General features: G+C 43.0%; 24 protein-coding genes and 1 tRNA gene. 13 read left to right on the top strand and 12 right to left on the bottom strand.

Features of this window, described 5'->3' with window-relative positions; genetic code table 11:
• Positions 1-19: 19 nt before the first annotated feature.
• A complete protein-coding gene (locus D891_RS0104755; protein ID WP_025209887.1) occupies positions 20-1,444 on the bottom strand; it encodes an aldehyde dehydrogenase family protein in 1,425 nt (474 codons plus the stop codon).
• A 164-nt stretch (positions 1,445-1,608) separates the two neighbouring features.
• On the opposite strand from D891_RS0104755, the gene D891_RS0104750 reads away from it, so the two are divergent.
• The 9 genes from D891_RS0104750 to D891_RS09855 all read left to right on the top strand — a co-directional run bounded on the left by D891_RS0104750 (position 1,609) and on the right by D891_RS09855 (position 9,185).
• Positions 1,609-2,241, top strand: a complete 633-nt coding sequence (locus D891_RS0104750; RefSeq protein ID WP_025209886.1) for a class I SAM-dependent methyltransferase — start codon at positions 1,609-1,611, stop codon at positions 2,239-2,241.
• Positions 2,228-3,229: a DNA-processing protein DprA gene (gene dprA / locus D891_RS0104745; protein ID WP_025209885.1), complete on the top strand. Its 1,002-nt coding sequence runs from the start codon at positions 2,228-2,230 to the stop codon at positions 3,227-3,229. The genes D891_RS0104750 and dprA overlap by 14 nt, the downstream gene beginning before the upstream one ends.
• Before the next feature lie 15 nt (positions 3,230-3,244).
• Positions 3,245-5,410, top strand: a complete 2,166-nt coding sequence (topA, locus tag D891_RS0104740) for a type I DNA topoisomerase (protein WP_025209884.1) — start codon at positions 3,245-3,247, stop codon at positions 5,408-5,410.
• A 45-nt stretch (positions 5,411-5,455) separates the two neighbouring features.
• Positions 5,456-6,115 (top strand): hypothetical protein, encoded by a 660-nt coding sequence (locus tag D891_RS0104735; protein ID WP_025209883.1) that lies wholly within the window; start codon positions 5,456-5,458, stop codon positions 6,113-6,115.
• A gap of 283 nt (positions 6,116-6,398) precedes the next feature.
• The gene (locus D891_RS09170) at positions 6,399-6,662 is read left to right on the top strand and encodes an AbrB/MazE/SpoVT family DNA-binding domain-containing protein (protein WP_025209882.1); all 264 of its coding nucleotides are present in this window, start codon (positions 6,399-6,401) and stop codon (positions 6,660-6,662) included.
• Positions 6,663-6,852: 190 nt separating this feature from the next.
• Positions 6,853-7,074, top strand: coding sequence for a hypothetical protein (locus D891_RS0104725; protein ID WP_025209881.1), 222 nt, complete (start codon positions 6,853-6,855; stop codon positions 7,072-7,074).
• 179 nt (positions 7,075-7,253) lie between these two features.
• The gene (locus tag D891_RS0104720) at positions 7,254-7,757 is read left to right on the top strand and encodes a hypothetical protein (RefSeq protein WP_025209880.1); all 504 of its coding nucleotides are present in this window, start codon (positions 7,254-7,256) and stop codon (positions 7,755-7,757) included.
• 85 nt (positions 7,758-7,842) lie between these two features.
• Positions 7,843-8,946, top strand: coding sequence for an IS256 family transposase (locus D891_RS0104715; protein ID WP_025209879.1), 1,104 nt, complete (start codon positions 7,843-7,845; stop codon positions 8,944-8,946).
• Between the two features lie 74 nt (positions 8,947-9,020).
• Positions 9,021-9,185 (top strand): hypothetical protein, encoded by a 165-nt coding sequence (locus D891_RS09855; protein WP_156919068.1) that lies wholly within the window; start codon positions 9,021-9,023, stop codon positions 9,183-9,185.
• Positions 9,186-9,305: 120 nt separating this feature from the next.
• On the opposite strand, the gene D891_RS0104705 is transcribed toward D891_RS09855, so the two are convergent.
• From D891_RS0104705 to D891_RS0104660, 10 genes are all read right to left on the bottom strand, one after another.
• Positions 9,306-9,656 carry an ATP synthase subunit C gene (locus D891_RS0104705; protein ID WP_029952011.1) on the bottom strand — a complete coding sequence of 117 codons (351 nt, stop codon included), beginning with the start codon at positions 9,654-9,656 and terminating at the stop codon, positions 9,306-9,308.
• 43 nt (positions 9,657-9,699) lie between these two features.
• On the bottom strand, positions 9,700-10,368 hold the full coding sequence (atpB, locus tag D891_RS0104700) for a F0F1 ATP synthase subunit A (protein ID WP_025209877.1): 669 nt from the start codon (positions 10,366-10,368) through the stop codon (positions 9,700-9,702).
• Positions 10,369-10,377: 9 nt separating this feature from the next.
• Entirely contained in the window at positions 10,378-10,731 is a 354-nt protein-coding gene (locus tag D891_RS0104695; RefSeq protein ID WP_025209876.1) for a hypothetical protein, read from the bottom strand.
• Positions 10,706-10,969, bottom strand: coding sequence for an AtpZ/AtpI family protein (locus D891_RS0104690; protein WP_025209875.1), 264 nt, complete (start codon positions 10,967-10,969; stop codon positions 10,706-10,708). Before D891_RS0104690 ends, D891_RS0104695 begins: the two co-directional genes overlap by 26 nt.
• Positions 10,966-12,267, bottom strand: a complete 1,302-nt coding sequence (gene hemL / locus D891_RS0104685) for a glutamate-1-semialdehyde 2,1-aminomutase (RefSeq protein ID WP_025209874.1) — start codon at positions 12,265-12,267, stop codon at positions 10,966-10,968. Before hemL ends, D891_RS0104690 begins: the two co-directional genes overlap by 4 nt.
• Positions 12,268-12,269: 2 nt before the next feature.
• Positions 12,270-12,941: a phosphoribosylformylglycinamidine synthase I gene (gene purQ, locus D891_RS0104680; RefSeq protein ID WP_025209873.1), complete on the bottom strand. Its 672-nt coding sequence runs from the start codon at positions 12,939-12,941 to the stop codon at positions 12,270-12,272.
• The gene (gene purS / locus D891_RS0104675) at positions 12,938-13,165 is read right to left on the bottom strand and encodes a phosphoribosylformylglycinamidine synthase subunit PurS (RefSeq protein ID WP_025209872.1); all 228 of its coding nucleotides are present in this window, start codon (positions 13,163-13,165) and stop codon (positions 12,938-12,940) included. The genes purQ and purS overlap by 4 nt, the downstream gene beginning before the upstream one ends.
• Positions 13,166-13,167: 2 nt before the next feature.
• Entirely contained in the window at positions 13,168-13,881 is a 714-nt protein-coding gene (gene purC, locus D891_RS0104670) for a phosphoribosylaminoimidazolesuccinocarboxamide synthase (protein WP_025209871.1), read from the bottom strand.
• A 90-nt stretch (positions 13,882-13,971) separates the two neighbouring features.
• A complete protein-coding gene (locus D891_RS0104665; RefSeq protein WP_025209870.1) occupies positions 13,972-16,038 on the bottom strand; it encodes a sodium-translocating pyrophosphatase in 2,067 nt (688 codons plus the stop codon).
• A gap of 18 nt (positions 16,039-16,056) precedes the next feature.
• Complete coding sequence (locus tag D891_RS0104660) at positions 16,057-17,361, bottom strand: CBS domain-containing protein (RefSeq protein ID WP_025209869.1); 1,305 nt, start codon at positions 17,359-17,361, stop codon at positions 16,057-16,059.
• Between the two features lie 97 nt (positions 17,362-17,458).
• On the opposite strand from D891_RS0104660, the gene D891_RS0104655 reads away from it, so the two are divergent.
• From D891_RS0104655 to D891_RS0104640, 4 genes are all read left to right on the top strand, one after another.
• Positions 17,459-17,533 (top strand) — tRNA-Thr (locus D891_RS0104655).
• A 57-nt stretch (positions 17,534-17,590) separates the two neighbouring features.
• Complete coding sequence (locus tag D891_RS0104650) at positions 17,591-18,271, top strand: 2,3-bisphosphoglycerate-dependent phosphoglycerate mutase (protein WP_025209868.1); 681 nt, start codon at positions 17,591-17,593, stop codon at positions 18,269-18,271.
• On the top strand, positions 18,258-18,671 hold the full coding sequence (locus D891_RS09480; protein WP_025209867.1) for an LUD domain-containing protein: 414 nt from the start codon (positions 18,258-18,260) through the stop codon (positions 18,669-18,671). Before D891_RS0104650 ends, D891_RS09480 begins: the two co-directional genes overlap by 14 nt.
• Positions 18,668-19,387: a DUF815 domain-containing protein gene (locus tag D891_RS0104640; RefSeq protein ID WP_025209866.1), complete on the top strand. Its 720-nt coding sequence runs from the start codon at positions 18,668-18,670 to the stop codon at positions 19,385-19,387. The genes D891_RS09480 and D891_RS0104640 overlap by 4 nt, the downstream gene beginning before the upstream one ends.
• On the opposite strand, the gene D891_RS0104635 is transcribed toward D891_RS0104640, so the two are convergent.
• On the bottom strand, positions 19,382-19,984 hold the full coding sequence (locus tag D891_RS0104635) for a LysE family translocator (RefSeq protein WP_025209865.1): 603 nt from the start codon (positions 19,982-19,984) through the stop codon (positions 19,382-19,384). The genes D891_RS0104640 and D891_RS0104635 overlap by 6 nt on opposite strands.
• Between the last annotated feature and the right edge of the window lie 8 nt (positions 19,985-19,992).

Here is a 19,992-nt window from a genome sequence, read left to right as displayed (position 1 = left end):
AAGAGGGGCATCCCCCCTCTTAGTTTAGATTTATCATCACCATCTTGATATTGGTCATTTCCTCTATTGCAAACCTTACGCCTTCCCTTCCTATTCCGCTCATCTTATTGCCACCATAGGGCATGTGATCGACCCTGAAAATGGAGGTATCGTTTATCATCACACCGCCAACATCAAGGTTGTCTATGGCGTATTGGATTTTCCTTATGTCGTTTGTGTAAATACCGGCCTGTAAGCCGTAATCGGAATCGTTTACATGTTGAATAGCCTCTTCAAAATCGTTGTATTCAACGATAGAAACGATAGGTGCAAAGACCTCCATGCACATAACACGCATATCCTTTGTCGTATTCCTCAAAACAGTGGGACGCAGCACCCTGCCTTCTCTTTCACCACCCACAATCAACTGAGCACCCTGGCTTATGGCCTCCTTGATCCACTCCTCTGCCCTCTTTGCTTCACTCTCATCGATCATAGGCCCCAAATCCACATCCTTCTCAACGGGATTACCCACCTTCAGCCTCTTTGTGGCCTCTGCAAACTTCTTGGTGAACTCATCGGCAATGTCTTTATGTACATAGATCCTCTGTAACGATATGCAGACCTGGCCTGAGTTTGCAAAGGCGCTATCCACACACCTTGGTATGGCTTTATCAATATCTGCATCCTTCTCGATTATTGTTGCGGAGTTGTTGCCAAGCTCAAGTGTGACCCTCTTTATGCCCGCTATGCGCATGATCCTGTCTCCAACCTTGGGAGAGCCTGTGAATGTCACCTTTCTGACCTTATCATTTGTAATAAGCGGCTCACCAACCTCTCCACCAGGCCCTATAACCACATTGAAGGCACCCTTTGGCAATCCCGCCTCTTCCAAAATCTCAGCCAATATCAAAGCGGTTATTGGCGTGGATGATGCAGGCTTTAGAACAACCGTATTGCCGCTTGCAATGGCAGGGGCAACCTTGTGAGCCACCAGGTTCAATGGAAAGTTAAACGGTGTTATGGCTCCAATTACACCCATGGGGACTCTAATGTAATAACCAACCCTGCCTACACCGCCTGAGCTTGCATCCATAGGCACGGTCTCGCCATGTATGCGCTTTGCTTCCTCTGATGCAAACTTGAATGTTTCATATCCCCTGCTAACTTCACCCATTGAGTATTTCCAGGCCTTGCCGGCCTCTCTGCAAATGGTGGTTGCAATCTCCTCTGACCTTTCCTTTATAAGGTTGGCAGCCTTCTCCAAAATCTCGGACCTTCTGTATGCAGGCATCTTCCTCATAACCTCAAAAGCCTCATGGGCTGCATCCACGGCCATATCGACGGTTTTTTTGTCTGCCTTTGGAACTGTGGCTATGGTCTCGCCTGTGTATTTGTCGATGACATTGATGGTTTGACCTGTTTCAATCCATTCACCGCCGATATAGGTCTTATACTGCTTCATGGGACACCTCCAAACCCTATTTTTCTCTAATTTGCTCACGGTTCTTTTGAAAAATAGCAGGTTTTTGTAAACAAATCAATACTTAAACCTTAAAGTATCTGCACAAGAATCTTGAAAAAAAGCTAAAAATAGTTATAACAGTAAGGCTTAAACAGGAGGTCAAAATGTCCAAACAACTAAGCAAGGTCGAGATTGATGGATGGGAAGCCTTAGCCTATGATGCCATAATGCAGCTGATAAGCGGTTTTAGCTATGATGGGTTTATTAAAAAGGTTGTAGGCGATATGAACATCAAGCTTAACGACAGAATATTGGATCTCGGCTGTGGAACAGGCAAAAATCTATGCCTTATGACTAATTACACAACCGCCCCGTGTGTGGGTTTTGATACAAGCAGAAACATGCTAAAGCAGGCCAAAAAACGCTGCAGGGGCAGAAATGTAAAGGTATTCTATCACGACATAAGGAAGCCGCATCCGTTCTATGAGTCGTTTGATATGGTCTTTATATCGTTCGTTCTGCACGGATTTATCGATAACGAGAGGGGCTTAATAATAAAAAACGCTTACGATAGCCTAAAAAAGGGCGGCCGTTTTTGCATATTGGACTATAATGAGTTTGATTTGCAAAACCAGAATCCACTTATAAAGGCCGTCTTTAAATACGGCGAATGCCCTTTGGCCAGCGAGTTTATAGGTTTAAATTTGAAAGATAAGCTCTCCTTGTTCGGCTTTGGTAATTTTGAACAACACAATTACTATTCAGGCTATGTGAGGTTGCTGATTGGAGAAAAATAGGCTAAAGCTTTTGTTAAGTGGAATCAACATAAAAGATCCGCTTAAGTTTGAAAGCTTAGAATCCCTATATGAGGCTGTAAAGCCAAAGCTAAAACCAAAAAATGTAAACAAAGAGCTTGAGTATTTAGAAAGGCACAATATACGGCTTATAAGCATATTCGATGATGAATACCCGGATAGATTAAAAACCATTGAATATCCGCCCGTTGTTTTATACATAAAAGGCCAATTGAAGGAAATGGTCTTGCCCATAGCGGTTGTGGGCAGCAGATACCCTTCAGGATACGGGGAAAGAGTAGTAAAACACCTCCTGCCTCAACTTGTTGAGAGTGGTTTTGAGGTTATAAGCGGCCTTGCAAGGGGTATAGATGCCTTAGCGCACAGGATTACATTGGGATGCGGCGGATATACTGTTGGGGTTTTGGGGTGCGGTATTGATGTGATATATCCGAAAGAAAACAAGACCTTATTCGATAAAATGGCCGATAAGGGTTGCATAATCAGCGAGTTTCCCCTAAATACGCCCCCAACAAAGTACAACTTCCCTGCAAGAAACAGGATCATAGCCGGTCTGGCTGAGGCCGTATTGGTTGTTGAAGCAGACATCAAAAGCGGTTCTCTGATTACAGCAAGGCTTGCCGCAGAGCAGTCAAAGGCGGTTTTTGCCGTTCCTGGTGAGATATTCTCAAAAAGAAGCAGAGGAACGAATAAATTAATCGCAGAGGGGGCCATACCGGTATTGGATGTAAACACCATCCTGGGGCATTTTTACCTAAAGCTAAAGGAAGAGATGGAAAAGGCCGAAGGCGAGATTGACCTAAGCCTGCAGGAGAAAGAGGTATTGGATGCCATAGAGGGCGAGACTACAGAGGATGAGATAGCCTTAAAACTCAATAAAGATATTGGTTATGTTAGCGAGATCCTATTCGATTTACAGCTAAAGGGTGTTGTTAAGCTTACACCAGGCGGTGGTTATCAGAAAAACTAATGTGGGGTGGAGTGAATGAATCTTGTTGTAGTTGAATCTCCGGCCAAAGCAAAGACCATAAGCAAGTTCTTGGGTAAGGATTACAATGTCGTTGCCTCATACGGCCACATAAGGGATTTACCCAAAAGCTCTTTCGGTGTTGATATAGAAAACGATTTCAAACCCAAGTATGTCATACCAAAGGATAAGCAGCCCATAGTAAAACAGCTAAAAAAGCTAACCCAGGACTCCGATGTTGTTTATATCGCCACGGATGAGGACAGAGAGGGTGAGGCCATAGGCTGGCACATAACGCAGGCGACAAAGCTCGATGAGGGTAAGATTAAGCGCATAGCCTTTCATGAGATAACCAAAAAGGCGATTTTGGATGCTATAAAGTCTCCCCGCTCAATAGATATGGACATGGTGAACTCCCAGGAAGCCCGAAGGATACTTGATAGGATTGTGGGCTATAAGCTTTCTCCCCTGCTGGCCAAAAAGATAAGAAAGGGGTTGTCGGCCGGTAGGGTTCAATCGGTGGCGCTAAAACTCATTGTTGACAGAGAAGAGGAGATTCAAAACTTCAAACCCGAGGAGTATTGGACTATACACCTCATATTTGAGGATTCAATTCAGGCCGATTTAACCAAAGCCTATGGTGAAAAATTCGATAAACTGTTCATCAAAGAAGAAAAGGATAAAGCAAGGGTATCTGAGTTAAAAGAAGAGATAGAGAAGGAGTCTTTTAAGGTATATTCAATCACAAAGACCAGGTCTTTGAGAAAGCCTGAGCCACCATTTATAACAAGCACCATGCAGATGGCAGCATCCACATATCTGGGCTTTTCAGCCCAAAGAACCATGCGAATAGCCCAGAGCCTCTATGAAGGCGTGGATATGGGCAAAGAGCGTATCGGTCTTATAACATACATGAGAACAGACTCACTCAATATAGCCAAAGAGGCACTAACAAAGGTCAGAAAGACGATTAAGGAGCTTTTAGGGGATGATTATTTGCCAGATAAAGCCGTTGTATATAAAACAAAGTCAAAATTGGCACAGGAGGCGCATGAGGCTATAAGGCCCACAAACCCTGCCCTGTTGCCTGAGATGGTTAAACCGTATCTAACGGATGAGCAGTTTAAGCTTTACGATTTGATCTGGCGCAGGTTTGTTGCTTCTCAGATGAAGCCTGCTGAGTTTAGAAACACCAAGATAACATTTACATCGGACAACTTTGAGGCCAGGGCTTCATACAAAGAGCTTGTGTTTGACGGCTTTTTAAGGATCTGGACATTCTCAAAGCTAAACGAAGACTCAATACCCACCTTGAAAAAGAATCAAACCGTGGAATTGAGTCAGGTAAAGCCAAAGCAACACTTCACCGAACCGCCACCACGATACACAGAGGCAAGCCTCATAAAGGAATTAGAAAAACACGGTATCGGAAGGCCATCCACCTATGCCACAATTATCGACACCATAATCAAGCGGGGCTATGTCGTTTTGAAGGATAAGAAGTTTTATCCGGAGGAGATAGGCATAATAACAAGCAAGATGCTGGATAAGTTCTTCTCAGATATCATAAATGTTAAATTTACAGCCCAGATGGAGGATGGTCTGGATAAAATAGCAAACAGGGAATTAACAAAGCTTGAGCTTTTAAAAAGATTCTATGACAAGTTTAAGGTGCTTCTGCAAAACGCATACGAGAACATGGAGAGAATAAAACCAGAAGATGAACCAACAGATGAAGTCTGCCCTCTATGTGGGGCAAATTTAGTCATAAGGCACGGCAGGTTTGGTAAGTTTCTGGCCTGCTCAAATTACCCCAAATGCAAATACACAAAGCCTTTGGAAGAGGAAATCACGGATATGAAGTGCGACAAATGCGGCGCGCCAATGGTGGTCAAATACTCAAGAAAAGGAAGCAAATTCTTAGCCTGCTCAAATTACCCCAAATGCAAAAACACCAAACCCTACCCTACAGGCTTGAAGTGCCCCCAGTGTGGCGGTGATTTGATAGAATATTCCTCAAAGAGGGGTAAGTTTTACGGATGCTCCAACTATCCAGAGTGCAAGTTTACCATAAGGGGTGAGTTGAAGAATCAAGAATGCCCCAAATGTGGCTATACGCTGTTTGTTAAGAAGAAAGATAAATGGTGCTGCGCAAATAAAAAATGCAACTATTGCCAGGAGTGAGCTGGTTTATTGTGTTGGTTAGTGATTAGACTAAAGGAGGTGTCCATGAAAAGGTTTCTTGCTTTTGTGGTGGCGGTGATTGGATTGGGGATGATGATGAGCGGGTGTACATTTGGAAGCCATTATATAAAAGAGGGTTATATACAGAAAAATTACATAGATAAGGTAAAAGTCGATAAGAAAAAGGTTGTAGGGGATAGGAACATAAAGTTCTATGTAGGAAAAGTGGAAGACAAGAGAAAGGATAAGTATGTATGGATGAAAAGAACTTACTTTTGGATTCCTGTTGGAGCTATACATTTCAAAGATATTTGCGGAACCGTTAGACATCTAACAGAAAGAGCCTTAGAACAGACAGGTTGGGGTGTTGTGGATAGTGGGAATAGTGCTGATTTTGTGGTGGATACGGTGATAAGGGATTTTACAAATCATATGGGGTTACTGAACAGCTGGTATATAACCGAAAGTGATATATGTATATATAATAATTATGAAAAGAGAATTATAAGTAAACATTTACATAAAAAGAAGTTTGGATTCGTTTTTCATCCTGACCTAACAGGTAAATTTAAATTTATCGTTGGCGATATGTCCGTCCAATACTACAAAGCCCTCCTTGACTATTTCTCCTCTCCCGAGTTTGTGAAGGCTATAAAAGAGGCTTATGCGAAGGAAAACGATAACCTAACCGAGACGAACAACTGATAACTAATTTTGGATTTTGAATTTTGGATTTTGGCTTAAAGGATAAGGCGGGAGGCTGAGCGCCTCCCTTTGGTTTGGGAGGTTAGTTGGGATTCTGCCGTTGCATTTCCTTGATTCTCTGCCTTTCGTCGTCTGTTAAGCCCTTGAAGATTGGTAAACCGCCGTGTTTGATTTGATTGATTACAGCTTGCCTTGTTTGCAAAAACCTGTGGATTTTTAAGAATAGTTATATTGTTTGCATACTTTCTGAAATTCGGTATAATTTCAAAAAAGGGGTGAAGCGATGAATACCGTAATTGTTGGAGATAGGGGACAGATAACTATACCCAAACAGATAAGGAAAAAATACGGAATAAAGAAAAAACAACCGTTGATAATAGAAGATAAAGACGGTGAGATTGTAATAAAGCCAGCCGTGGCTGTTCCTATCAAGGAACTCAAGAAGCTTGCAAGAAAGTTCGATGACGATTTTATTAAAGAGATCACAGAGGAAGACTTACTCAAGGATTCAGAAGAGGAGAAGATACTGAGTAAGTGGGAAAAGTAAGCGTTTTTCTGGATAGCAATGTATTGTTTTCTGCCGCCTATTCTGGTGAAAAATCCACATCTTATATCCTTTTCAAACTCCAAGAGAGAGAGAGTTTATAAGTATATTCATATCAAATCTTGTGGTTTTTGAAACCGTTAATAATTTAGGGGATAAAAAACCGGAAAAGCTCTGTTTGCTGAGGAAGTTAATGGAGAGGGTTAATATCCTTGATGATGTTATAGTTGATTTACCTGTTTTAGATTTTCTCCCTAAGGCTGATAGGATTATACTCTCTACAGCTATAGCCAACGGCATAAAGTATTTTCTTACGGGAAATACAAGGGATTTTAAGGACTTATACGGTAAGACAATAGGTAAAACGATTATTTTGAAACCGAGGGATTTCTTATACAAAACACAAAACCTTTAAAAACCGTCTAATATATTTGTGAGCTGTGCGAGGTGTTTAGGCAGTCGGTATTTGCTTTGGAGAAGATGGTGGATGGTCGTTAGTCATTGGTCATTGGTCGTTAGTCGTTGGTCAGGGGGGAACTGGAGACCAAAGACTATCGAACCAGAGACTATCGAATTAAAGAAAAGGAGGTATCCATGAAAAGGTTTCTTGCTTTTGTGGTGGCGGTGATTGGATTGGGGATGATGATGAGCGGGTGCGTGGCTAATGTATTTAAGACGACGAAAGTGGAAGATAGCTATATACAGAAGAACTATATAGACAAGGTGAAAGTGCCCGAGAGTAAGAGGGTTGGGGATAAAGAGATAAAGTTTTATGTGGGGAAGGTGGAGGATAAGAGAGAGGATAAGGCGGTAGTTATAAAAAGAGGTCCTTTCCTAATTAGAACTGCTAGTACTAAGTTTGCTAACCCTGAACTAAGTATAAGGCATATAACCGAGAAAGCCCTCTTTAATACCGGTTGGGGGGTGGTTGAGAATAGGGATAGGGCGGATTTTGTGGTGGAGACTAAGTTAAAAGATTTTGGACAACATTGGGGTTTTTTCTCTACTCCTAAAAGAACAGAGAGCGAAATTTGCTTATACGATAAGAATAATAAAAGGTTTTTGAGTAAAAATATAGCTAGAGTAACGGCAGTGTAAAATTACTTGTGTCACCCTTTGAAGGGAGAGGGGTTATATGTTATAACCCCTCTTTGACACTAACCCTTCAAAGGAGGAAAAACACATGTATGATTTGATTTTTACACAATTGAAGGAAGAATTCAAGTCAATGATTGAAAAGATCATGAAAGAGGAAAGAGACAGGTACTTAGAAGAGAATAAATCAACAAGGGCAAATGGATATTACACAAGGTCACCAAAAACAATATTAGGTCAGATGGAGCTTTCCATCCCCAGAACAAGGGACGGCAAGTTCAAAAGCGATGTATTGCCTGAGAGAAAGAGGGTGATGTTTCTCCTTGATGACATAATAAGGGCAATGTTCGTGTCTGGAGTCTCATCAAGGAAGGCAGGCAAGGTTTTAGAAAATCTCATTGGATGTTCCATATCATCCCAGTTTGCAAGCTATATTTCCGACATACCAAAAGAGGTCATAGAGGAGTTCAAAAACAGAAGGTTGGATGATGAGTATCCAGTCCTATACATAGATGCAACATACCTGCCTCTGAAGAGGGACAGTGTAGAAAAAGAGGCAGTTTATGCTGTTCTGGTATTGAGATACGACGGCAGAAGAAACATACTTGCATACTTCCTGCCAGGAGGCAATGAGAATACACAGATGTGGAGAGAGATATTTGAGGACCTAAAATCAAGGGGACTAAAGAATGTCAGAATGATAATCAGCGATGATCTAAAAGGGCTCTCAAGATCAATAGAGGAGGCATTCCCCAAAGCAAAGCATCAGCTATGCTGGTTTCATCTGAAGAAGAACATAAAAAGCAAGGTGAGAAAGAGACACTGGGATGAGATGCTGAAAGAGCTAAACCAGATAATGGAGGCTAAGACCCAAGAGGAGGCAGAACTCTTGATGAATGAGTTCATCGACAAATGGAGTAGGCTCTATAAATCCCTAAACAGCCTAAAAAGTAAAGTCAAGAACTATACACACTTCTCAAACCTCAATGAAAAGATAAAGGTATACTTTTCAACAACAAACTGGATGGAGAGGTGTTTCAAGGAACTAAAGGATTCTTTAAGAATTAGGGGTTATCTCCATTCTGAGGACAGTGCTGAAAAGTTCCTTTACCTTTTCTTCAAAGATAAGGATGAGAAGTATTCATCAAGAAAGCTCAGATACTCTGAATACCTGATGGAGGCTTTTGGATAGATGGGGAAACTAAGTGAACCAAACAGGAAGAGGGGTGACACAAAAAAGTTGACATTGCCAGAGTAACTCATGTATTGTTTGCGACTGATCTAACAGGTAAATTTAAGTTTATCGTCGGTGATATGTCCGTCCAATACTATAAAGCCCTCCTTGACTATTTCTCCTCTCCCGAGTTTGTGAAGGCTATAAAAGAGGCTTACTCTAAGGAGAACGATAACTTAACCGAGATGAACAACTAATAACTAATTTTGGATGTTGGATTTTGGATTTTAGATTTTAGATTTTGTATTAAAAGAGTAAAGGCGGGAGGCTGAGCGCCTCTCGCCTTGCTTGGGTTTTTTAGATTTTTTTTGGGTGATTTAGATGTGGAATGGGTTTGTGTAAAGGATAATCAGAACGATAACGAGCATGTAAATAACCAAAGACTCGATCATAGCAAGACCGATCATCATAACGGTGAGAAGTTTACCGGACATGCTCGGATTCCTTGCTGTTCCTAATGCAGTTCCATTAACTGCGTGTCCCTGACCGATTCCACCACCCAAGGCTGCCAAACCCAGACCGATTGCGCCACCCATTGCGACGAACATGTAATACTTCTTCAGCACCAGGTTTGCAGCTGCTTCGGCGCTCTGGGCATCACCTGCAGCCAATGCTGGCAATCCCACTGCCAAAGCCAACAGTGCCAATAAAACAACCTTACCCCTCATAACTCCACCTCCTCACAATAAATCTAAAAACATTCAAATCTCATTAATGCGCCTCGTTTATAGCATCTGCTATATAGAGCGTGCTGAGCAAGAAGAATATAAACGCCTGGATACTTGCTGCCAGCAAGACCAAAGCCATAACGGGCAACGGAACAAGCCACGGAGCTAAGAAGAAAACAACGGCCAAAAGCAGATCGTCTCCGAAGATATTACCAAACAACCTGACCGATAACGATACGATCCTTGCAAAATGACCTATTATCTCTATAGGCAGAATTAAAGGCACAAGCCACCAAACAGGCCCCATAAAGTGCTTTATGTATTTTATACCATGCCTTTTGAAGCCCAAAAACTGATAATAGAAGAAAACGATTAAGGCCATGGATAGCGTTGTGTTTAGGCTGGATGTGGGCGGTATGAAGCCTGGAATTAGCTCCACTATGTTGTAAAAGAATATAACTATGGCAAGGGTTGCAAGCAATGGAAAATGCTTGGGCGTCTCCTCTTTGCCCAATATATCCTCCACAAAGCTGTAAATGCCATAAACAACACTCTCTGCAACATTCTGAATGCCCTCTGGCATCAACTTAAGCGATGATCTGACAACCAAAGCCAGACCAACGATAACCAAAATCATAAACCAACTAAAGACAAGATAACCTGGTAAACCAGTGGCATGAATTATAAAGTCTAAAAAACTTGGTGCTTCCATGCTACCCCCTCAAACCGTAATTTTTCTAAATAGAGCCACCACTCCTAACATCATTAGCGATGCTGGAATTACAGATACGCCAACAACTATTCCAACAGGGCTAAACCCCGCTTTAAGCAAAATCAGTATGCTGATGGCCACGATGGCAAACCTTAAACCGTAATCAATAAACGAATATCCGCCCTTTTTTAGCCATCTTTTGGCCATAATTTTTAAAAGAAACCAGTCTCCTATTGAGACCAACCAACCAACAAAACTGCCCAATAGGCAGCTTTTACTTCTGAATAAGAAGAAACATAAAAGTGCTGCTAAAAAATACACTATTACGAAGGTTATTTCAAGTCTTTTTATCGTTATCTTCATCTAAGCTCTTATCAACCTTTCTTATGCCATAGAACATATTTTTAAAGCCCGCTATTATGCCAAAAGCCAAAAAAAGAAAGAACAGCCAATGGTGGGATGAGTTGAACTTCTTATCCAGCCAATAGCCCAGGCCACCACCAAACAGGATGGATAAAACCACGCTAAAGCCTATGGTGGTGGCATCGTATAGCTCTAAATAAAACCTTACCTTCTGTTGCCTTTTCTTGCGATCGTTCATACATAAAACTTGCCGCTTGCAATCTCGCTAAAGACCTCTTCCAAGGCAACAAGCGTATTTTCTATATCCTCAAGCGAATGTTTTATTGTTATAAAGTTGGACTCAAACTGGGATGGTGGTATGTAAATACCCCGCTCAAGCAACCCTATGAAGTAATTGGTAAAAAGTCTTAAGTCGCTCTTTTGAACACCTTTATAGTTTACAGGTTTCTCCTCTGTGAAGAATATGCTAAACATCGACCCTATAGACTCCCCGCTTGCCGGTATGCCGTATTGGCTGGCAAGACCCAAAATCCTCGACACTAATTTGCTTGTGTTTTTGTCCAGATCCCTATAGGGGTTTTTCCTCTTTAATATGTCCAATGTGGCTATTCCGCAGGCCATTGCAACGGGGTTTCCGCTTAAGGTCCCTGCCTGATACACAGGGCCTTCAGGGGCTAAATACTCCATGATTTCCCTCTTTGCCCCAAAACAGGCCACAGGAAAACCCCCACCAACAACCTTTCCCAGTATCGTAATGTCGGGTGTTATGTTGTATATATGTTGCGCTCCACCGTATGTTAGCCTGAAGCCTGTCATCACCTCATCAAATATCAACAGAGTGCCGTATTTGTCGCATACGCTTCTAAGTCCTTCTAAGAAACCCTCTATAGGCCTAATCAAGCCCATATTGCCTGCAACGGGCTCTATCACTATTGCGGCTATTGAATCGCCGTATCTTTTGAATATATCCTCAACCATATCTAAATCGTTAAACTCAGCAAGCAGCGTATGCTTGGCAAAGTCTGCAGGAACCCCTTTACTTGATGGTATGCCGAATGTGCTTGAGCCTGAGCCTGCACCAACCAGCAGGCTATCGGAATGGCCGTGATAGCAGCCGCTGAATTTAAGTATATTATCCCTGCCGGTAAAGCCCCTTGCAAGCCTGATGGCACTCATGGCGGCTTCTGTGCCTGAGTTCACAAACCTCACAACCTCTATTGAATCAAACGCCCTGACTATTCTTTTGGCAAGCTCCGTCTCAAGTATTGTGGGTGCACCAAAGCTAAAACCCCTATCCAGAGCATCCTTGGTTTTGTTTATGACCTCATCATCGGCATGGCCTAAGATTGTAGGACCCCAGCTGTTTACATAGTCGATAAACTCATTTCCATCCTCATCGTAAATCTTAGAACCCTTAGCCCTGTTTATAAAAAGCGGATGCCTTCCCACATTCTTAAAAGCCCTGACGGGGCTGTTGACACCTCCGGCTATGTATTTTTTGGCCTCCTCAAAAAGCTCCCTGCTCTTATCAAACATAACTAACCCCCAAGGAGTCTTGCCCAGATATATTCACCATCGCTCCCCAGATCCCCCACAGCCCTTTCGGGATGGGGCATCAATCCAAATACATTACCGCTTTCATTGCAAATACCGGCTATGTTGTATATCGAGCCGTTTGGATTACATTCATCGGAGGGGTTGCCGTCTTTTGATGCGTATCTTAAAACTATCATCTCATTATCTTGAAGGTATTTTAGGTAATCCTCGCTGCAGAAGTAATTGCCGTCGCCGTGAGCTATAGGCATCTTGAGCGTTTTGCCTTCAAGGCCTTTTGTAAAATAGCACCTGCTGTTTTCAACCCTCAAATGGACATCCTTATGGATAAACCTGAGGTTTTTATTCCTAAGGAGCGAACCCTTCAAAAGCCCACTCTCCAGAAGTATCTGAAAACCGTTGCAGATGCCCATGACATAGCCGCCTTTTTTTGCAAACTCCCTTATGGCCTTCATAACGGGTGAGAACTTTGCTAAAGCTCCGCATCTTAGGTAATCCCCGTATGAAAAGCCACCGGGCAAAATCACAACATCAAAGCCATCTATCTTTTGCTCTTCATGCCAGATAAAATCCGACTCAACACCCAAAACATCACAGGCGTATTTACAATCAAAATCGCAATTCGTTCCAAGAAATCTAACTATTCCAATCCTCACGCCTTTCTTACCTCGTAATCCTCGATTACCTCATTTGATAGGATGTTCTTTGCTAATTTTTCTATCAACTCGTCGTTTTCCTCATTAAGCTCGACCTCGAAGTATTTACCCACCCTGATGTCTTTGATCTTAGCCTGCAGATAGTCCTCTGCCACCTTCTTTATAGCCTTGCCTTGAGGATCCAGTATGGCCTTCTTAGGCTTGACTATGACGATGTATTTCATAGCTAAACCCTTGATATCTTCATCATTATCTTCTCATACCCCTCAATGAGATCGCCTAAATCCTTTCTGAATCGGTCTTTATCCAAAACCTCACCGGTCTCTTTATCCCACAACCTCGAACCGTCCGGCGTAAACTCATCGCCCACAAGCAGATTGCCGTCGTTGTCAAAGCCAAACTCCAATTTGAAGTCCACAAGCTCTATACCTGCCTTGTCAAACCTCTCCCTTAAGCAGTCGTTAACCTTTAGGGCCATCTCCTTCATCTTCTTGATTGTCTCCTCATCCGCCCATCCAAATGCCGTTATATGGTCTTCGTTTATCATCGGGTCATCCAACTCGTCGCTTTTGTAATAGAATTCTATGATGGGTCTTGGAAGCTTCTGACCCTGCTTTAAGCCGAGCCTTTTTGCGATAGAACCGGCTGCAATGTTTCTTACGACAACCTCAACGGGTATCATCTTAAGCCTTTTTACCACTATCTCCCTGCCGGAGTTCTCCTCAACAAAGTGGTTGGTTATGCCGCACTCATTCATCCATCCAAAGGCCTTAACCGTTATGGCTTTATTCAGAGCACCCTTTTCGTCTATAATGGCGTGTTTCTTTCCGTTAAATGCCGTTGCGTCGTCTTTGAAGTATATTATCAGAAGATTAGGATCATCAGTCTCATAGACCTTCTTGGCCTTACCCTCATACAACAGATTCGTCTCTTCAACCATCTCCACACCCCTCTTAAATAAAGATTTCTCTGCTGTGCCCTCGAAAAACGCCGAAGGCACAACAAAAAAGGGGGCAAGCCCCCTTATTTCTTACATACTTGTCAGAACAATCAGGATAGCAATGATGTTTATGATCTTAATCATCGGGTTAATAGCCGGGCCTGCTGTATCCTTAAGCGGATCACCAACCGTATCACCCGTTACTGCAGCTTTATGGGCTTCAGAACCCTTGCCGCCGAAGTTTCCATCCTCGATGTATTTTTTAGCATTATCCCAGGCACCGCCACCGCTTGTCATTGCAACAGCCAAGAAGAATCCCGTTATGATAGAACCCATAGAAAGCGCACCCAAAGCCGTCCTTCCAAATATGGCATACACGATAATCGGGCCCAAAACCGGTATCAATCCCGGTGCTATCATCTTTTTCAGTGATTCCCTTGTGACTATATCAACACAGGCGGCATAATCCGGCTTTGCCTTACCCTCAAGTATGCCTTTAATCGTTTTAAACTGCCTTCTAACCTCTTCAACCATCATACCGCCAGCAATACCCACTGCCTCCATACTCATAGCGCCGAAATAGAACGGCAGAAGACCGCCTAACAGCAGTCCGACCAATACCAAAGGATCGCTCAAATCGAATGCCGTTTTGCCGCCTATGGCCCTTGTGTATTCGGCAAACAGAACAAGTGCAGCCAAAGCAGCAGAACCTATGGCAAATCCCTTTGTAACGGCCTTTGTTGTATTTCCAACGGCATCCAAGGGATCGGTAACTGCCCTAACAGACTCATCAAGCTCGGCCATCTCTGCAATACCGCCAGCGTTGTCTGTGATTGGTCCGTATGAATCGATGGATATAACCATACCCGTTAGAGAAAGCATAGAGGCTGCAGCTATAGCAATACCGTAAAGTCCTGCAAGCTTGTATGAGAAGAAGATGCCTAAAGCGATGACTATAGCAGGGGCAGCAGGTGCCTTAAGCATTACAGCCATACCCTGAATGATATTGGTTGCATGACCCGTTACGGATGATTTTGCGATTGATTTTACCGGTGGATACTCATAGGATGTGTAATACTCTGTTATGAACATAAGCAGTGCCGTTATTGCCATACCTATCAAGGCGGTCATGAATACGGCATTCGGCGTTACAACACCCCAACTATACTTTATGCCGCCAGCAAAGAACTTCTGTGCTGCAAAATAGATGATTACAAGGGCTATAACGGCCGTTGCCAACATACCCTTATAGAATGCACCCATGATGTTGTTGGATCTTCCCAATTTAACAAAGAATGTTCCTATAATAGCCGAAACTGAAGCTATGGCTCCAATAAGCAGAGGAAACATCGTTGCCACGCCAACGCTGCCTGTTGCCTTATCAAACAGGCTATATCCCAAAACCATTGAAGCAACGGTTGTAACGGTGAATGTCTCAAAGACATCGGCTGCCATTCCAGCGCAATCGCCAACATTATCACCCACATTGTCTGCAATAACAGCAGGGTTTCTTGGGTCGTCCTCCGGTATTCCTGCCTCCACCTTACCGACAAGGTCTGCACCCACATCGGCAGCTTTGGTATAGATACCACCTCCAAGACGGGCAAACACACTGATCAAGCTTGTTCCGAAGGCAAGACCTATTAAGGCCTTTATTGTATGTTCAACGGACTGTTTAAAGACATAAACCGAGATGTAATAGAATCCGGCTATGGCCAAAAGACCAAAACCCGTAACCAAAAAGCCCGTAACGGAGCCTCCCCTGAAAGCCAAATTCAAGGCCTTGGCAAGCCCGTTTTTAGCCATTTGGGCCGTTTTAACATTGGTCTTTACCGCCACGACCATACCGATATAACCGGCCAATCCTGAAAGTATGGCACCCGTTAGATAGCCCAATGCCGTCAACAGACCAAAGTGCTCACTCTTTGCACCCAAAGCCCATAGAATGGCAAATATCACCACAGCAACGATGGCGATGCTCTTGTATTCCCTCGATAGGAAAGCAAAAGCACCCTCCTGGATGGCTTTGGCGATCTCTCGCATCCTCTCGTTGCCATCTTCCTTCGATAGAACATAGTATGCAGCAAAAATAGCATATCCTATCGAAAGGAAGGAAGCCAAAAATGTCAGATACAACGCTGTTGTTGAGCTAATCATATAAAACCTCCTCTCCCCTCAAAAATTTAATACACCTTTTATCTCTTCGGTAAACTCATCTATGTCTATATCCCATAGCGAGCAGAGCCACTGCAGGGCCTCTCTGTCGTATTCTGTCACCTTTGAGTTGCTTAGAAATTCCGTGTTAACTATTATGCCTGCAGCCAATAGCATCGATGTGGTCTTGGAGGGTTTAACCTTATGTTTTACAAATTCATCGACAACAATAGCTGAGGTTGAGCCCCAAGGTTCAATCCTGTATCGTGTTCTATAACCGGTCTGTATATCGCCGAGTCTATGGTGGTCGATTATCTCAAGCACATTGCACTCAAATATGCCGTCTGGGGCGTTGGCGCTTGATGAGTGGTCTATGAGTATAACATTCCTTTTGTCGTATTTTATTATATCGGTTCGGGTTATTATGCCCTTAACCCTGTTGTTTTTGTCAACCACAGCCACAGCCCTGTTGCTTGAATGATACACCTTCTCCTTTATTTCGTTTATGAGATCCGATGGGCTAACCACCGTTGTGGACTTCTCACAAACATTATCAACGGGTATGCCCCACTCTATCAATCCCACCGTGGCAAATGCATCGTATTCCGATTTTATTACAAAAACACCCCTATCTTCTGCAAGGCCCTTCAACTCCTCATCCAAGTCGCAGCCGTAGGATAGTATGATGCATTTAACACCCAACTCTATAGCTGCCTTTTGAAGATCCCTTCTGTTGCCCACCACTATTATGGCGCTTTCTGGATCGACCCTGTCTATAATCTCAAACAGATATTCTGAATCCATAACGCCCATCATGGTTGTGGCAACAAACGGTTTTGTTTCATCCTCGTCTATCTTTACAATAACCTCTCCGTTGACGGCCTTCTTTATAACGGATATGCTGGTCTTTATTTTTCTGAATATGTCGGGCATTACAGAGGAGATGCTTTTTCTTGCTATATCGATCATGCCGAAATAGCCGACAAACCTCTCATCATCGTCAACCACAGGCACCACCATTAGGTCGTTTCTCAGCATTAGCTTAAATATCTCGGTTACAGGGTCGTTTTTGTTAACCACTATGGTGTTGGGCGTCATTACATCCTCAACCCTTAAGCTTAAGTCGGATATGTATTTGGGAAACGGTATATTCATATGCCCAAACAGCTTCTGCGTTGTAGAATCTATCATGCCGCAAACGGCAGCCACATAGTTTGTCTCCCTGTCTATTGTGTTCTTTAGCTCTGCATAGGCTATGCTGCTAACAACACTATCCAAATCAGGGTTTTTTCTCCCCACCACATAGATATTCTTTATTCCTCTCATCTCACCCCTCCAAAAGTGTGCAACTTATACAACATTGCGCATAATTTTTCAATAGGCTTGACAAATAAATTACCTTAAATAAAATCTCCAAGCGTGAGCCAGCGTAGCTCAGGGGTAGAGCAGCTGATTCGTAATCAGCAGGTCGTAGGTTCGAATCCTATCGCTGGCTCCATTTTTTAATTATAACCCCCTAAAGAACCCTTAGCAACATGTAAAAAGGAGATGTGTTATGTCTATTTTAGTGCTTTTAAGACACGGAAAGTCCATGTGGAATAAGTTGAATCTCTTTACCGGTTGGGTCGATGTGCCGTTAGCAGAGGAAGGGATCGATGAGGCTTTGAGGGCTGGCGAGATATTGAAGGATTACTGCTTTGATGAGGTATATACATCTGTATTGATCCGCTCCATCCAGACGGCAATGATAGCCCTTTCAAAAAACGGATGCGGTAAAACCCCTATAATCCAGCACAACGAGGGCAGAATGAAGGATTGGGCCAATATGCCAGAAAACATACCCGTTTTGCCTGTGTATGAGATAGAGGAACTCAACGAGAGGTATTACGGCAATCTGCAGGGGCTAAATAAGCAGGAGATGGCCGAGAAATTCGGTGCAGAGATGGTTCATAAATGGAGAAGGAGTTATGACATCAACCCTCCAGGGGGTGAATCCCTAAAGGACAATTACGAAAGGACAATACCGTTCTTCAAGGCCACCATAATCCCCAGGCTTGAGGAGGGTAAAAACATATTGATAAGCGCCCACGGAAACAGCCTGAGGGCTATAGTAAAGTTCATTGAGAACATATCAGACAACGACATACCGAAATTTGAGATACCAACGGGCAAACCCTTGATTTACGATTACAAAGACGGCAATTTTATAAAGAAGTCCGAAGATGAAAACGATTGAGCAGTTCAAAAGGACGGCAAACCTAAACGGCGTCGATGTTATAGATTTAAAAGAAATAGAGCAAAAAATAAACGAATTGGGCTATGATGGCAAAACCCACTTCTCAAAAGATGGCATCGGCGTTGTTTTGGCCATCTCAGCTGCTGCAAGCGAGGGGAACGCCTTAGTTGAAGCAAACACAAAAGAGGCATTAAGCTGCATAATCGACAGCAAGGAGCTATACATAATCATAGATAGGGATAAGATCTATCCGTCGATGTATGAGGCGTATGAAAAAGCCAGAGATACCCAATGGAATTACCTTATGTTCATCGGAGCAGAAAGCAAAACCGCTGATATAGAAAAACAACTGGTAAGCGGCGTTCAAGCAGCCGAAAAGGTCGTATTTGTTATAAGATGAATTGGGCGTTTGTCTATAGAGATGGGAAGCTCAAGCCGGTCATAAATTTTAGCAATATAAGCACATCTCAACTTATAGGCCTTGATGCTCAAATACTCCTGATCAGAAAAAACATAGAGGCCTTTATTGCCAACAAACCCTTCTTAAATATGCTCCTTTGGGGCGAAAGGGGCTGTGGCAAATCATCCCTAATTAAGGCCTTTGCCAATGAATATCACAAAGACGGACTGAAGATTGTGCAGGTAAAATACGACAATTCTGACCTGTATGAGTTGTATGAGTATGTATCCTCAGAGCCGTTTAAGTTTATCCTGTTCTTTGATGATATATCATTTGACCATAGGGATGATAATTACAGGCAATTCAAATCGATGCTTGAAGGCGGGCTTGAGGAAAAACCGGATAATGTGATGTTTGTTGCAACATCCAACAAGAGGCATCTTGTTAAAGACAGTGTGGCCACAACAGACACAATCTATGATTTGGATGAGATAAACGAGCAGATGTCCCTATACGGCAGGTTTGGCCTCGTTGTCTCGTTTCGCTCACCCGATAAAGAGACATACCTAAAAATCGTCAAATTCTATATGGACAAATACGAGGTGGAAGAGTTTAAAGACTGGCAGAAACAGGCCTGTGCCTTTGCCACATCAAAAGGAGCAAGGAACGGCCGCATAGCAAAACAGTTTGTTATCTCCCACCTCTTAGGTCTATAGGACAGACATAAACTTCGTATAGGAATAATAGAGCAGCTCGACAGAGAAGAAAAAGAAGATCAGCGACGATGCCGTATTTATGGCAACTGCCACTTTTGGGTTTAGAAAGTTCTTTCTAAGGAGCTCTGTTAGGGTTATTGCAAAAATGAAAGCCAAAACTATACCACTAAACAGGAACAGAAGCGTCGAAAGGAGTCTGCCATTTTCAAGAAACGGCGCTATGAGTGCGCTAAAGAAGATAATGGCCTTGGGGTTTGATAGATTGACCGTTAGTCCCTTTAGATAGAATGTCTTGGCCTTGGGTTGCCTAACCCTTACCTCATCCCTCCTGTGTTTGAATATCTCATAGGCCACATATAATAGATAGATTCCACCCAAAAGCGATATGGTCATCTGAAAATACGCACTCCTGCCAACGGACGAAAGACCAACCACCAGGATGGCAATAACTATGAAATTCCCGGTTAAAACACCGCTTAAGGCCTTTAGCGCCTCTTTAAATGAATGGTTTAGCGTGGTTTGCACAATAAACAGTATATCTGGCCCGGGCGTTAAGGCGGCCACAAAACCAATAACGGAAAGCTCAATAAGGCTCATACAACCCC

The sequence above is a fragment of the Hippea sp. KM1 genome, from assembly GCF_000526195.1.
Lineage (GTDB): Bacteria > Campylobacterota_A > Desulfurellia > Desulfurellales > Hippeaceae > Hippea.
The sequence above is the reverse complement of the archived record's forward strand: the minus strand, read 5'-3'. Positions and strand labels throughout refer to the sequence as shown.

Coding starts and splice junctions, on each gene's coding strand:
- D891_RS0104755 (WP_025209887.1), bottom strand. CDS start 1,444: ATGAAGCAGTATAAGACCTATATCGGCGGTGAATGGATTGAAACAGGT.
- D891_RS0104750 (WP_025209886.1), top strand. CDS start 1,609: ATGTCCAAACAACTAAGCAAGGTCGAGATTGATGGATGGGAAGCCTTA.
- topA (WP_025209884.1), top strand. CDS start 3,245: ATGAATCTTGTTGTAGTTGAATCTCCGGCCAAAGCAAAGACCATAAGC.
- D891_RS0104735 (WP_025209883.1), top strand. CDS start 5,456: ATGAAAAGGTTTCTTGCTTTTGTGGTGGCGGTGATTGGATTGGGGATG.
- D891_RS09170 (WP_025209882.1), top strand. CDS start 6,399: ATGAATACCGTAATTGTTGGAGATAGGGGACAGATAACTATACCCAAA.
- D891_RS0104725 (WP_025209881.1), top strand. CDS start 6,853: ATGGAGAGGGTTAATATCCTTGATGATGTTATAGTTGATTTACCTGTT.
- D891_RS0104720 (WP_025209880.1), top strand. CDS start 7,254: ATGAAAAGGTTTCTTGCTTTTGTGGTGGCGGTGATTGGATTGGGGATG.
- D891_RS0104715 (WP_025209879.1), top strand. CDS start 7,843: ATGTATGATTTGATTTTTACACAATTGAAGGAAGAATTCAAGTCAATG.
- D891_RS0104705 (WP_029952011.1), bottom strand. CDS start 9,656: ATGAGGGGTAAGGTTGTTTTATTGGCACTGTTGGCTTTGGCAGTGGGA.
- atpB (WP_025209877.1), bottom strand. CDS start 10,368: ATGGAAGCACCAAGTTTTTTAGACTTTATAATTCATGCCACTGGTTTA.
- D891_RS0104695 (WP_025209876.1), bottom strand. CDS start 10,731: ATGAAGATAACGATAAAAAGACTTGAAATAACCTTCGTAATAGTGTAT.
- D891_RS0104690 (WP_025209875.1), bottom strand. CDS start 10,969: ATGAACGATCGCAAGAAAAGGCAACAGAAGGTAAGGTTTTATTTAGAG.
- hemL (WP_025209874.1), bottom strand. CDS start 12,267: ATGTTTGATAAGAGCAGGGAGCTTTTTGAGGAGGCCAAAAAATACATA.
- purS (WP_025209872.1), bottom strand. CDS start 13,165: ATGAAATACATCGTCATAGTCAAGCCTAAGAAGGCCATACTGGATCCT.
- purC (WP_025209871.1), bottom strand. CDS start 13,881: ATGGTTGAAGAGACGAATCTGTTGTATGAGGGTAAGGCCAAGAAGGTC.
- D891_RS0104665 (WP_025209870.1), bottom strand. CDS start 16,038: ATGATTAGCTCAACAACAGCGTTGTATCTGACATTTTTGGCTTCCTTC.
- D891_RS0104660 (WP_025209869.1), bottom strand. CDS start 17,361: ATGAGAGGAATAAAGAATATCTATGTGGTGGGGAGAAAAAACCCTGAT.
- D891_RS0104650 (WP_025209868.1), top strand. CDS start 17,591: ATGTCTATTTTAGTGCTTTTAAGACACGGAAAGTCCATGTGGAATAAG.
- D891_RS09480 (WP_025209867.1), top strand. CDS start 18,258: ATGAAAACGATTGAGCAGTTCAAAAGGACGGCAAACCTAAACGGCGTC.
- D891_RS0104640 (WP_025209866.1), top strand. CDS start 18,668: ATGAATTGGGCGTTTGTCTATAGAGATGGGAAGCTCAAGCCGGTCATA.
- D891_RS0104635 (WP_025209865.1), bottom strand. CDS start 19,984: ATGAGCCTTATTGAGCTTTCCGTTATTGGTTTTGTGGCCGCCTTAACG.